Origin of the sequence: Bacillus sp. SRB3LM (assembly GCF_015712745.1) — a bacterium.
Lineage (GTDB): Bacteria > Bacillota > Bacilli > Bacillales > Bacillaceae_G > Bacillus_A > Bacillus_A thuringiensis_K.
In genome coordinates this window covers 239995-254162 of record NZ_VWVQ01000078.1, presented here as the reverse complement: position 1 = coordinate 254162, position 14168 = coordinate 239995, and the positions used below count along the sequence as shown (strand labels likewise).

Here is a 14168-nt window from a genome sequence, read left to right as displayed (position 1 = left end):
CTCATACTAAAGTGTGCCATACTGCTCTCTTATAGAACGGTATTGATAACTACATACTTCTTCAGTTAATGCTTCTTTATCATATTGAAATTGGAATTTTTTATTTTCTAATATGATATCTGTTTCTTTAATTAGTTCTTCTGCTATTCTAATGTTCGGTTTTCGCATTATTTCTAGCATCAGTTGTTTTGTCATACTATTGAAATAATCTAAATCATTTAAATTTTGGCTACTCCAATGTATTACTGGTACCCATTGATTTTGTAATACAAAGAATAACTTAATAAGTATCTGTAGAGATTTTGCTACACATAGACGAGTATTTAATTCATCTCCACGAAGTAATAATTTTCTAGTTCGTTGTATACAAAATAAAAATTCGAAATAATGTAATTTAGCTCTTTGATCTCCTAGCATAGGAGGCATATGTTTGATCTGTGCTATTTCTTGATACAAAATTCTATTGGGATCATAAAGTATTTCACAAAATTCATATGGCCAATGGTCAATATCTGCGGGAGAATCTTTTTTAGCTTTAAAGTCGGATTCGGGTAGCAATAAGATTTCAATCTTGCCGTCCATTGATCTCTCGAAAAGATTATTTGTTGCAAGGGAATTATAGTAAGAATCCGTTACAATTACTTCTACATCAAAATCAGATAACGTATCTTGATAACCCCGTGAACTAGAACCTACTAGTACAATCCCTATTGTATCTTTGTTCTTTTTAAATTGAGATATAAGATCATTTAATAGAGTTTTCATTCATGCTCCACCTTTCGTTTCGAAGTTTTAATAGCCATATAAATTTAGATCTTATCCTGAGTTAATTGCCGTATGAATTCGGAAACATCTGTCACCTCTGTTAATATGAGTTTTGTTAAATGAGTTATAGTAGGATTGATAAGAAAGGATCGAATGGAAATGGGAACGTTTAATTCTTTTCTTACCCAGTTCATTAAAGATATAATTTGCAAAGAGGATCCTCCTATATCAAAAAAGTTATCATCCTTCTGTACATCTTGTATACGTAATACTTGCGCCCATTTTTTTTGTAAATATTTAGAAATAATTTCACTTGTGTCTTCATTTTGATATTTTACATTTTCTTTTTCGAACATTCGCTCAGCCGTTGTTAATACATTTTGCTTAGATTCATGATTGATCATAAAGTGGTACAATGTATCGACAGTAGGATTAGCCAAAAAGGATCGAATGGAAATAGGAATATGGAAGGTATCTCTGATCCAAGAAATCAATTGAATAGCTTGAAGAGAGCTACCACCTATATCAAAAAAATTGTCCGTAATGGTTATATGTTTGTTATTTATTAATGTTCCTAAATAATTAAGAAGTACTTGATGGAGCTTTGAATATTGAGCTTGCTTTTTCTCAGGTAATGCTGTTAAAAATTTATTTAATATTTTTTTGTTCACTTTCCCATTTGCATCCAAAGGAATAGCATCCACAATAATAATGCTAGGAATCATATAGGAAGGAAGAGTTTCTTTTAAAAAATTTTTCAAGTTGCTTTCATCAATTGGAGCATTTTTTACAGAAACAAAGGCAATTATTTCTTTTTCTACATTATTTTTATCATTAACGTGGACATATACATTTTGAACATTAGTGTAATGGAAAATAGCTTTTTCAATTTCTGCTAATTCTACTCTATATCCTCTTATTTGTATTTGGTCATCAATTCGACCTATTATTTCAATACTATCGTCGGATAAATATCGCCCAATATCACCCGTTTGATAAGCCTTTTTCCCATTTATAGATAAATATCCTGATTTTTGAGGGCCAGTGACTTTTTCGAGATAGCCTCTCCCTACGTTTTCACCTATAACGCATAATTCTCCAATCGTACCTTGTTTGCTCAGGTTTTTATCTTTATCAAATATGACGATTTGATTATTACGAATCGCCTTTCCAATGGGAACACTTTTGGTTTCTGTTTCAAGGTTATCGTCTATATCTACATTCATTGCAACACCAATTGTAGTTTCAGTCGGCCCATAATGATTTACTATTTTACAGGCTCCTGCCCGTTTTTTTATTTCTTGATAGATTTCCCATTTTAACAATTCGCCTCCCAGTATCAAATACTGTTTTGGAAAGATATTTTCTTCTGCAGAATGTAGTAAAGTATAGAAATGGGAAGGCGTAATTTTCAAACAATCTACTGAATGCGTAGAAAAATAATTCGAAAATTCGTCAGGTTGTAACATTTGTTCTTTAGATAAAATATGCAATGTTCCAGCTGAAGCTAGAGCTCCAAAGATAGATGTATTCCCTAAGTCTGCTGATAATGTAGATACACTCGCAAAGTTTGTTTTATCATTTATATTTAAACACTCCATAAGAGATACAATATAATTTGTTACATTTTTATGTTCGATTAGTACTCCTTTTGGATTTCCGGTAGACCCTGAGGTGAACATGACGTACATCAGTTGATGTAAAGGAATTGAAATATTTAAATTTTCAATTCCATATGTTTTTGTCTTAGGGTCATCTACTGTAATGATAGGTCGATCTACCAAAGGATAAGTTGATTTTGATTTTTTTGAGCTGAGTATCAAACTACAGTTAGCAGAGTTTACTATATATTCTATTCGGTCTTTAGGAAGTTCGGTTTCTAAGGGGACATAAGTGGCACCCGATTTTAAAATTCCCAATAACCCAATAATCATTTCAACAGATCGCTCAATATATAGACCTATAAAATCTCCGATACCTCTCCCTTGTTCTTTTAACAGATTAGCTACTTGATTTGCAGATACATTCAATTCTTTATATGTTAGTTGTTTATCATCAGCTATCACAACTATTTGTTCGGGCGTATGATCTGCATGAAATTCAACAATTTGGTGTAAGCACATGTGAGCCAGTTGTTCTAACGTTAACTTTCTTATAGAGCTTGTCTTTTTGTGATTTAAATTCATGATGTACCATCCTCAATAGTAATAGTTTTTTAGTTAATCTGTTCATCAATAATAGTAGCTAATGTTTGCTCAGGTTTAGTAATTACGCTTTCTAATAATGTTTTATATACCTTTAGCATGGAAAGAACTGTATCGTGTTTGAATAATGCAGTATTGTATTCTAAAAAACCTGTGACTTGAGAGTTTTTAGTGAAAAACCCCATATTTAAATCAAATTTAGCACTTTGTGTATCAGAAAAAATATCTTCCATTATTATATCGTTCATTTCGATAGCGCTATTACTGACATCATTTAATGAGAACCATACGTCAAATAAGTTGTCTTGGGTTAAATTTTTATGTTCTCTTATTTTAGAAATGAGTAGATCAAAAGGATATTCTTGGTTACTGTCAGCTTCCAGGACCATAGATTCGGTTTCTTTTAAAAATTGTAAGAATGTACTTTCTAAATTTAATGAACTTGTTAATGTTAATGTATTGACAAAACAGCCTACGATATTTTGCACGTCTAAATTCTTACGATTAGCTGTTGGTGTTCCAATTACAATTTGTCGACTCTTTGAATATTTGGATAAAAATAATATATAGACTGACAATAATGTTAAATACGATGTACTACTGTATAATCCATTAAATTCTTGTAGCTTTTTCTGAAGTTCATCATTAAAATTAAATTTAATAGATGCCCCTTTTTGCGTCTCTAAGTTAGATCGTTTAAAGTCTAATGGTAACGTTCCTTTATTTTGAATATTTTCTAATTTGTTTAACCAATATTGTAATTGAGAATCTAGGAACCCTTTATTTACAATTGCTCTCTGCCAAATTGAATAGTCAACATAAGTAAATTTAATATTAGATAAAAGAGGTGACTCTCCTTGTGAAATCGCATTATATGAGCTGATTAAATCATTTAAAATAATATTTTGTGACCATCCATCTGTGAGGATATGATGCATTACTAATATCCAAATATATTCTTGCTCTGCTATTTTAAATAATTTTGTGCGAAAGAGAAGCTCATTGCTTAAATCAAATGGTTCTTGAACATATTCATTTAAAAGTTGTATTATTTTTATTTCTTTTTCTGCAGTTTTGCAAGTAGTTACATCAACTACTTGTAGATTTACTTCAATATCATTTTTTATTTCTTGACGGAGATCTGAATCTAGATGAAAAGTAGTTCTAAATGATGGATGTCTATTTACTAGGATGTTTAGGGCTTTCTTGAACGATGGGACATGTAAAGGTCCTTTTAGTTTTTTCGTTATATTAACGTGATAGGCTGTAGTGACAATATCATATTGTGATGCAATCCACATGCGTTCTTGAGAAAATGATACAGGATAATCTTTTGATTCTTTTATGTTTTGAAGTGGTGATAAAATTTCTTTTTTTATTTGCTTTGCATTAGATTTAATAAACTTTGCCATCTGTTCAATGGTTGGGAATTCGAATATGTGCCGTAACTCTAAATCGATTGTAAATGCGGCGTTGATTTTACTAATAATTCGTGTGGCTTTTAAAGAATGACCACCTAAAGAAAAAAAGTTATCCGTTATACTAATCTTTTTTATATCCAGTATACCTTCCCATATTTCAGAAAGTTTACTTTCCCATTTATCTCTCGGTGAAATATATTCAATAGATTCTGAAGTACTCATGCTTACGACTTTTTTAAGAGAAGAAATATCTACCTTTCCATTAGGAGTTAGTGGTATGCTATCTACAATAAAATATCTTGTGGGTATCATATAAGACGGCAATTCAGATTGTAAAAATCCTTTAAAATACATAGAAATAGAATGTTGTTCTCTAAGCATTCCTTTATTGGCAACAATATACGCTACTAACGTTTTATCACCAATGCTGTCTTCGGTAACTACAACAGCGCACTGCTGGACTGCAAGGTGTTCGTTAAGAGCAAATTCAATTTCACTTAATTCAATTCGATGACCACGTACTTTAACTTGCGAATCAATTCTTCCTCTGAATTCTATGTTCCCATTTGCAAGACATCTTGCGAAATCACCAGTTTTATATAAAATCTCATCAGAATTTGAGTTAAATACACTTCTAATAAACCTTTCTGAAGTTAAATCTTCTTGATTCAGATATCCGTTCGCAATTCCATCTCCTCCAACATATAATTCACCAATTACGCCTGTTGGAACAGGTTTTAAATTTTCATCTAAGATATATACTGTAGAGTTGGAAATAGGTTGTCCGATAGGTATATTGCCTCTTTTAGTATCGATATCATGAATTTCATAATAACAAGAAAATGTAGTGTTTTCGGTTGGACCATATCCGTTAATAAGTTTGCAATACTTGGTGTTTTTAATAAACTTCTCAACATGAGATAGCGATAAGCTTTCTCCACCAATTATTAAATATTTTAAACCTACAATATCATTTAATCTGTTTTCAACCATTTGATTAAACAGACTAGATGTTAACCATAATGTAGTTATATGATGTGAACGGATTGTTTCGCCTATTTTACCAAGTGTAGGTGTTTCCGGAGGCATAATGACTAATTTCCCCCCATTTAGTAAGCTTCCCCATATTTCAAATGTAGAAGCATCAAAAGAAATAGGTGCTAACTGTAACATAACTTCTTGTTTATCAAACTGCATATAATTAGTGTTTTTAACTAAGCGAATAACATTTCGATGGTTAATTAAAACTCCTTTAGGCATTCCAGTAGAACCAGACGTGTAAATGACATGGGATATATCAGTTGGATTGACTGTTACACGTAAAGAATTTGTAGGTTGCGATAAAATATCTTCTTGTTTTTGATCAATTGTAATAACTGTTGGATACCCAGTTTTAAATATATTATTTTTAGATTTTTGGGTAATAATCCATTTCATACGACTATCTTGAATCATAAATTCTAATCTTTTTTGTGGATAATTGGCATCTAATGGGACATATATAGCACCTATTTTTAGAATTCCTAAAAGGGTTGTAATAAGTTCATTGGATCTTTCGATACAAACACCTACAAAATCTCCTTTTGCTATCCCTAAATTTCTAAAAAGGTGTGCATATTGATTGGCTTTTTCATTAAGCTCTCGGTAGGTGATCTCCTTCTCTTTAAATGACAGAGCAATATGATTTGGTGTTTTTTGAACTTGCTCCTCAAAAACCTGATAAATAGCTTTTTCTTTAGGATAATCTGTTGTAGTTTGATTTAAAGAGCAAAGAATTTTCCGATCTGTTTCACTTAGCATTAAAAAATCGGATATATTTTGGTCAGGATTCTGTACGATTTCCCTTAAAAGAGAATGGAATTGTTGTGCCATCATAGACACAGAAGAGTGATGGAATATTTCACTAGAATAGATCCAGCGTGCTGTTAGTGCGTTATCATCTTCTAATATTTCAAGAATGATATCAAATTCAGTTCCGGATTCTTCAAATTCAATGCTATTTACTTTTAAATTAGGCAAACTAAAAGAATGATACGGATTTTTTTGATAACCCATTAATATCTGTACCACAGAATTCGAAACAGCTGCATTCTCTTTTGTAATAGCTTCAACAATCTTTTGATAAGGTACTGCTTTTCTTTTAAAAGCTTCTAAATTTGTAAGTTTTACTCGTTCTATTAATTCATTGAAGCTTGGATTATCCCATAAATTTACTCGTATAGGTAACGTATTGATAAAGCACCCAATAAGTGGTCTAGTGTCTCGACGATCACGTAAGGTAATAGGAACACCTATAATCAAGTCCTCTTGTTGGGTATAGCGATGTAAAAAAACAAAAAAAGCAGCTAATAAAGTAGTAAATGGAGTAGTACGATTTTTTCGACTGAAATTGCGTATTTGGTCAAATAATTCTTTTTCAAACTTAAAATTTAAACTCGTTCCTTTTAAAGAAGGGGCTATAGAGCGAGTATAATCAATAGGTAAATTAATACCGTCATATTTATCTGAAAATGTATTTTTCCAATAGTTTAAATTGTTTTCAAACTCAGCCGTGTTAAATTCTTTAGTGGTATCAACTACAATATCATAATGTTGCACTTTTAATTTAGGCAGCTGTATTGAATCATGTGCTATTTTCGCTGTATAGATTTGAATCAATTCTTTAATTAATATCTCCACTGAAGGGCCATCAGCAATAATGTGATGCATACTCATAATTACAGCATGTTCTTGAATATCAAATTTTAGAAAATGGACTGTAAGTAAAGGTCCATTTTCTAAATCGAATTTCTTTGATGATTGTCCTTTTGCAAATTCGATAATTTTTCTATCCCGATTTTCTCTTGCTATTTTGGTGAAATCAATTTCTTCAAATGAAATCAATACTTCATCAACTATTTCTTGATAGGGTACATGATCTTGATCATAAGAAAATTTAGTTCGGAAGGCATGTTGCCTTTGACCTAACTTCAAAAAAGACTCTTTGAGTAAAGGTATATTTAACTCACCGTGGAAATACAATCCGAATTGTATAAGGTAAGAAGGAGTGTTTGGATTTAATTTATTCATATACCACATAGATTCTTGCATAGGCGAAAGTGGATATTTTCTTGTTTTTTTAGTAGGTGCCGTATTTAATAATTTAGATTTATCTTCAGAATGCGATATATTTTTTGAATTTTTCGGTCCTCTTTCAAGCATTGTATTCCCTCCAATATAGTGAATTTAGATGTACGAAAATGATGTGGAAAATGCCTTAATATATTTCGGGATATAAAAGTTACTCTCTACCGTATTTGGTAAAGCATAAATCGCATAAATCTCCAATGGTATTGATATCAAATGTTTCTTCACTAGTTAAAAAGATCTGACCATCTGTTTCCTCTTCAATTTCTACAAGGAAATCAATTAAAGCTATAGAATCTCCACCCACTGCATAAAAATCATCATTTCTTTTCAAACTAGAAACTCCCAATAATCTTTCTAATATTTTTATTATTTTCTTTTCAAGATCAAAAAAAGCATCTTCTTTATCACAAGAGGATGAGCAAGATGTACAAGAATCTATCTCATCTTTTGATTGTTGTTCCAAGTCAAGCGCTTGTTCTCCTTTCCAATAAGATACACGCTTGAAAGGATATGATGGAAGTGGCGTTTTATAATATTTTTTCATTTTATATAATTGATTCCAATCGATGTTATTTCCATCAAGCCATTTGTGTAAAAACCGATTTAAAATTTCATCATGTTGATTTATATTGGATGGTTCTTGAATATGTGATTCATCTAAATGATTAATTAATTCTTCTATATTAGAGGCAATAGTTGCCCATCTGTATTCAAAAGCTTTCCTTCCAACATTTAAGGTATAAGAGATATCAGCTAAATTTAGATTTGTGTTTTGGATTAAATATTCTTTAAGATGTTTTTTAATTTGAATTAACTGTTCATTTGTTCTAGCTGAAAGCGTAATTAACTCAGCATTTTGTATATGATTTTTTTCCTTTTCTATATCTGGAGCTTCTTCTACGATAAGGTGTGCATTTGTACCGCCAAAACCAAATGAACTTACTGCACCACGTCTTGGACTCAATTCAGTATTTCTCCATTCAAGGGCTTCTTGAGGTACATAAAAAGGACTATTTTCAAAATCGATGTACGGATTTGGCTTGCTAAAATTAAATTGAGCAGGTAGTACTTTATTTTTTAAACACAAAACTAATTTAATTAATCCTGCAATTCCCGCTGCATGTGTTAAATGACCAATGTTACTTTTTACTGAGCCAATTGCACAATAATTTTTGTCCGATGTATATAATTGATATGCAGATTTTAATGCTTCCATTTCAATAGGGTCACCTAAAATAGTTCCTGTTCCATGAGTTTCCACATAAGATATTGTTCGAGGATCTATTTTGGATTTTTCAAGTGCACTTAAAATCACTTTTGTTTGTCCTAATTGACTAGGAGCAGTATAACTTGCTTTATCACTGCCATCATTATTTATGGCACTTCCTTTAATAACTGCATGAATAAAATCTTTATCTCTTATTGCATTTTCTAATTTTTTTAATACAACTACACCTGCACCGTTACCTTCAACAGTTCCAGTTGCTTCTGCATCAAAAGGTTTACATTCTCCATTCGAAGAATAGATTAATCCTTCCTGATAGATATATCCTTTAAACTCTGGAACATTTATGGAAACCCCTCCTGCGATAGCAATGTCGCTACTTTGATTTAACAAACTTTGACAGGCCATATGTACAGACACTAATGATGAAGAGCAGGCGGTTCCAACAGAAATACATTCTCCACGTAAGTTAAGTTTATGCCCCACTCTCGTAGCTAAAAATTCAGGAGCATTATTAATATAATTTTGAAGTGTTGTAGAGGCTGTTTGCTTTGAATCAGATTCAATAGGTTTATATTTGCTTGGACTGCAGCCAGCATATAATGAAATAATTCCTTCATAGTTAAATGGATTATACCCTGAATTTTCCAGAGATTCCCATACAACTTCTAAAAATATTCGATGTTGAGGATCTAGTGATGCAGCTTCTGTTGGTGAAATATTAAAAAATTCAGCATCAAATTTATCAATATTCCCAAGGATTCCACGTGCATTCACTAATTTTTGTTTAGAATATATTTTATTATCCGTTTGAGTGAAGTTAAAGTAAGTAATTCCATTTAATTTGTTTCGAAGTAGTTCCCAATAATGTTCTAAAGTAGGACTTTTAGGAAAGCGTCCGCCTATACCAATTATTGCAATATCTTTAGAGTCCATATAATTAGCTCCTTTATAAGTAAAATATATCTTTTTAAACAATGTTAATACTTGGTTGTATAAACCTTTTTTTATGCGATTATTAAAAAATATTTGCTTTAACAACCTATTTTATACACTTGCTAAAAATATTTTTTCAATGAATTATGCTGTAGAGTTCGAACTGCTGCTTATTGAAATAATAATCATTCAAATATTTTTCGCTTTATCTAACGATTAAAAAATATTTATAAAATGAACTTTGTTGTAATCAAATTGAAGACACGAGATTTGAATTTCATAATGCAGATTAACACTCTGAATGTATATGTATAAGAACATATGAGTTTTTTGAAAAAGTAATTGTATAAGAATTTTTCAGATTTTTATAATTTACATTAATTGAGATGTATATTTTGTACACAATGTTATAAATATAAGTGTATAGCTAGAACGCATTCTCTTAACTTAAACCATTATAAATCAAGCAAGCTAATTTTTTAGTAAGCATGTAAAATTTATGTTTAAAGTTATCATTATTAATAAAGAAATATAAAAAAATGGAGGCGTAAATTATGATAAACCTAGATTTATTTCAGGAAAAATTTAATGTACAAATTATTAAAGGCTCTTTATTAGTTCTCAAACCGAGAAAGGAGAATACTCATATACTGCAGTGGATAGAGGATCACAAAAAAGAGCTAAATAACGCATTATTACATTTTGGCGGGGTATTATTTCGTAATTGTAATATAGATTCAATTGAAACTTTTAATAATTTCATTTGTATATTCTCTGAAAATTTAGAGGAATATACAAATGCATCAACCCCAAGAAATAAAGTTAGTGGAAATATATATACCTCTACAGACTATCCAGCAGATCAAAAAATCCCACATCATTCTGAAATGTCATACACTTCTACTTGGCCAATGAAAATATGGTTTTATTGCATGACCCCGTCAAAAGAAGGAGGAGAAACTCCTATTGCTGATAATCGAGAAATTTTAAAACATATTGATTCTACTATAAAAATGAATTTTAAGGAAAAGGGTGTAAAATATGTTAGAAATTTTTACGAAGATGGTATGGGGATAAATTGGGAAAAAGCGTTTAATACGAATGATAAATCAAAAATAGAAAAGTTTTGTAGAGATAAAGGAATTAAATTTAACTGGTTTGAGGGGGGATTAACTACCGAGGAAAAAGGACCTGGTATTTATACACATCCTATAACTCGTGAGGAAATTTGGTTTAACCAAGCACATTTATTTCATATTTCTGATTTTGATTTGACCACACAAGAATTTTTATTAGAACAGTATACAGAAAAAGGGTTACCAAGAAATTCCTATTATGGAGATGGAATGAAGTTTGATGCTGCAGTGTTATCGCACATTCAAAATGCATATGCAAAATGTGAAATATCCTTTCCATGGGAGAAAGGGGACGTGTTGATGCTTGATAATATGTTAATGTCTCATTCTCGAAATCCTTTTAAAGGCGAACGAAAAGTAGTGGTAGGTATGGCAGATATGTACACTACTAAAAGATAAATAAATATTTTTGGGGGTTAAATAAATGATCGTTAATGTTACAGATTTAAGTAAAAGTTATAAGGTAAAAAGGAAGTTACCAGGATTACAAGCGAGTATTCGTAATTTAATTCATCCAAACTTTGAAACAGTAAGTGCTGTAAACAACGTTTCATTTACCATTTCAAAAGGCGAAATTGTCGCTTTTATAGGTCCTAATGGTGCTGGAAAATCTACTATTATAAAGATGTTAACAGGATTATTGTATCCAACCAGTGGGAAAATAGAAATAATGTCACTTAATCCTTGGGAAAAGAGACAAGAATTTTCATTTAAAGTAGGAACAGTTTTTGGACAAAAATCACAACTTTGGTATCACCTACCTCCGATAGAGGCATTTTCCCTTCTGTCAAAAATTTATGAGCTAGACGAAGCATCTTATCTAAAACAACTCAATAATTTAGTAGAACTGTTTAATTTGGAAAGCTTTCTCTATACTCCTGTAAGAAAACTTAGTTTGGGACAACGTATGAGATGTGAAATTGCAGCTTCTTTAATTCATCAGCCAGAACTATTGTTTCTTGATGAACCCACAATAGGTTTAGATATTGTTGGCAAAAGGAAAATTAGAGAGGCATTACTAGCGATGAATAGAGAATTTAAGACAACTATTATCCTTACCAGTCATGATTCTGGTGATATCGAACGGTTATGTAACAGAGCAGTTGTCATAAATAAAGGGAATATTATGTTTAATGATAATTTAGCTACTTTGCATTCAAATTTTTTTACACATAAAAAAATGTATGTAAGATTTTCCGATGATAACATTCCTACTTTGAATCAAGCAGGGATAGAGATAATAAAGAAGAATTTGAATGAAGTTGAATTTAAGGTGGATATAAAAAAGAATTCATGCACCCAAATCATGCGAGATATTATGGGGAAGTTTAATGTTGAGGATTTTACAATTTTTAATCCTACTATGGACGAGATTATTCATCAAATTTTCACACTTGAAAATGAAAAGATGAAAAAGGAGTGAACGCATGAAAAATCTTGAAAATGTCTTAACTAAATATTATTCCATTTTTATAACTTCAGTCAAAAGTAATTTAGCTTATGTGAAAGAAACATTGTATGGAACAACGTTTATGCTAGTGATTATGTATATTTTTATTAATTTGTGGGAAGTAGCTTTTGCTTCCAAAAGTACTAGTCTTAGTATGGATTTTGTTCAAACAGTTTGGTATCTGCTAATAGCAGAAGCAATTGTCCTAAGCTTAAACCCGGTTTATATAACGATTGGTGAGGAAGTTCAATCGGGTTCTTTGGCATATACAATAAATCGACCATATAACTATTTAGCGTATCATTTCTTCAATGGTTTAGGAGAAAGTTTACTTCGTTTTATTATTAATTTATTTTCCGGTGCGATATTGGTGTTAATACTGGTAGGGCCAATTCATGTAGAGGTCCTAAATTTAGTACCAGTCGGAATTATTATTTTTTTAGCTTTTTTGTTAAATTATTGTTTAAGTGCATTAATTGGTTTTAGTGCCTTTTTTACTGAGGATACTTCGGGGATTGCTTTTATTTATCAAAAATTTTTATTTATCCTAGGTGGAGTATTGATTCCCTTGGATTTCTTTCCCGGCTTCATGAAACAAATAACTAATTACCTTCCTTTTGCTTTTATTACATTTGCTCCATCAAAATTAGTTATTGATTTTAGTTTATTAAATTTTTATCACACGCTTAGTGGACAAGTTTTATGGATAGTCTTATTTATGCTTATTTTAAATATTGTATTTAAGATAGGAAAACGAAAACTTACAATTAATGGAGGGTAGCCTATGAACAGAGTTAAAGTGGAACTAAAATTTTTAAAGGCATTATTTTTTGTAAATTTATCATCAAACATGGAGTACCGTTTTAATTTTATATTGCAAGTTATTTTTATGTGTATTAACAATTTAGTTTATATCATATTTTGGAAATTATTTTTTGGTAATTTTAATAATATAAATGGATGGAATATGTCAGATATGTATTTACTTTTCTCCATAGTTACAACAGGCTTCGGAATAGGCATGGTTGTTTGTGGAAATTCAACACAACTTGCTAATATTATTTCTATGGGGAAATTAGATAGTTATTTGATTTTACCTAAAAATGTATTGTTACATGTGTTATGTTCGAGAATGTCAATTAAAGCCGTGGGGGATGTAATATTTGGAGTCTTAATTTTTGCTGTAAGTGGTTTTAGTAATGTTGTCTCTATGGGACTATGGATTCTATCAATAATTTGTGTGGCTATAATTTTTGTCTCGTTTACTACTCTTTTTGGCACTTTAGCCTTTTGGATTGGAAAAGCAAACATTATCCAACAACAGGTCAACAATGCTTTACTAACCTTTGCATTATACCCGCAAACCATATATAAAGGTTTTTCAAAATTGATTATTTTCACAATAATGCCAGCAGGGATTATTGGATTTATTCCAGTAGAATTAATTAAAGAATTTGATTTAACAAAATTATTATTATTAATTGGATTTTGTATTTTTATCGCTTATATATCTACTTTAATCTTCCGGTTAGGTTTAAAAAAATATGAATCAAACAATATTTTTACCTTTCGGGATTGATTGTGTATGAGGATATTTTAAAATTTCAAGAACGCTATCCTTTGACACTAGCCCCTAAAGGGGCTAGCTGACCAACTTCAGTGGGATTCTTGCTACCAAAGGCGATGTTCATTTCTGGTATTGCTGACATGCAAGAGTGCGGTGTGCCATCATCATTCCCACAACAGATTATATAGGTTCGTGGGCTAAGGTACTGTGACCACACCGTACGGATTGTTGGTTCTCAAATGGTTTTACGTCTTTTGCATGATTAGAAATAAAGTATACCATGTTTTACTATGCAAAAACGATGCTTTCATCCCAGGTCTAAAGAGGGGCTAAAG

Annotated in this window: 8 protein-coding genes; 4 read left to right on the top strand and 4 right to left on the bottom strand. The window is 31.0% G+C overall.

Annotated features, from left to right (window positions below):
* Positions 1–6: 6 nt before the first annotated feature.
* The 4 genes from F3I02_RS24930 to F3I02_RS24915 form a co-directional block, all read right to left on the bottom strand.
* On the bottom strand, positions 7–765 hold the full coding sequence (locus F3I02_RS24930) for a hypothetical protein (RefSeq protein WP_196477972.1): 759 nt from the start codon (positions 763–765) through the stop codon (positions 7–9).
* 44 nt (positions 766–809) lie between these two features.
* Positions 810–2951, bottom strand: coding sequence for a non-ribosomal peptide synthetase (locus F3I02_RS24925; protein WP_196477973.1), 2142 nt, complete (start codon positions 2949–2951; stop codon positions 810–812).
* Positions 2952–2980: 29 nt separating this feature from the next.
* Complete coding sequence (locus F3I02_RS24920; protein ID WP_196477974.1) at positions 2981–7591, bottom strand: non-ribosomal peptide synthetase; 4611 nt, start codon at positions 7589–7591, stop codon at positions 2981–2983.
* Positions 7592–7670: 79 nt separating this feature from the next.
* Positions 7671–9680, bottom strand: a complete 2010-nt coding sequence (locus tag F3I02_RS24915; RefSeq protein WP_196477975.1) for a type I polyketide synthase — start codon at positions 9678–9680, stop codon at positions 7671–7673.
* Between the two features lie 554 nt (positions 9681–10234).
* On the opposite strand from F3I02_RS24915, the gene F3I02_RS24910 reads away from it, so the two are divergent.
* From F3I02_RS24910 to F3I02_RS24895, 4 genes are read left to right on the top strand one after another with little or no spacing between them, the layout of a single operon-like run.
* On the top strand, positions 10235–11215 hold the full coding sequence (locus F3I02_RS24910) for a TauD/TfdA family dioxygenase (RefSeq protein ID WP_196477976.1): 981 nt from the start codon (positions 10235–10237) through the stop codon (positions 11213–11215).
* A 25-nt stretch (positions 11216–11240) separates the two neighbouring features.
* On the top strand, positions 11241–12239 hold the full coding sequence (locus F3I02_RS24905) for an ABC transporter ATP-binding protein (protein ID WP_196477977.1): 999 nt from the start codon (positions 11241–11243) through the stop codon (positions 12237–12239).
* Between the two features lie 4 nt (positions 12240–12243).
* Positions 12244–13047: an ABC transporter permease gene (locus F3I02_RS24900; protein ID WP_196477978.1), complete on the top strand. Its 804-nt coding sequence runs from the start codon at positions 12244–12246 to the stop codon at positions 13045–13047.
* A 3-nt stretch (positions 13048–13050) separates the two neighbouring features.
* Positions 13051–13845, top strand: coding sequence for an ABC transporter permease (locus tag F3I02_RS24895; RefSeq protein WP_196477979.1), 795 nt, complete (start codon positions 13051–13053; stop codon positions 13843–13845).
* The last annotated feature ends 323 nt before the right edge of the window (positions 13846–14168 follow it).

Coding starts and splice junctions, on each gene's coding strand:
- F3I02_RS24925 (WP_196477973.1), bottom strand. CDS start 2,951: ATGAATTTAAATCACAAAAAGACAAGCTCTATAAGAAAGTTAACGTTA.
- F3I02_RS24905 (WP_196477977.1), top strand. CDS start 11,241: ATGATCGTTAATGTTACAGATTTAAGTAAAAGTTATAAGGTAAAAAGG.
- F3I02_RS24900 (WP_196477978.1), top strand. CDS start 12,244: ATGAAAAATCTTGAAAATGTCTTAACTAAATATTATTCCATTTTTATA.
- F3I02_RS24895 (WP_196477979.1), top strand. CDS start 13,051: ATGAACAGAGTTAAAGTGGAACTAAAATTTTTAAAGGCATTATTTTTT.
- F3I02_RS24915 (WP_196477975.1), bottom strand. CDS start 9,680: ATGGACTCTAAAGATATTGCAATAATTGGTATAGGCGGACGCTTTCCT.
- F3I02_RS24920 (WP_196477974.1), bottom strand. CDS start 7,591: ATGCTTGAAAGAGGACCGAAAAATTCAAAAAATATATCGCATTCTGAA.
- F3I02_RS24910 (WP_196477976.1), top strand. CDS start 10,235: ATGATAAACCTAGATTTATTTCAGGAAAAATTTAATGTACAAATTATT.
- F3I02_RS24930 (WP_196477972.1), bottom strand. CDS start 765: ATGAAAACTCTATTAAATGATCTTATATCTCAATTTAAAAAGAACAAA.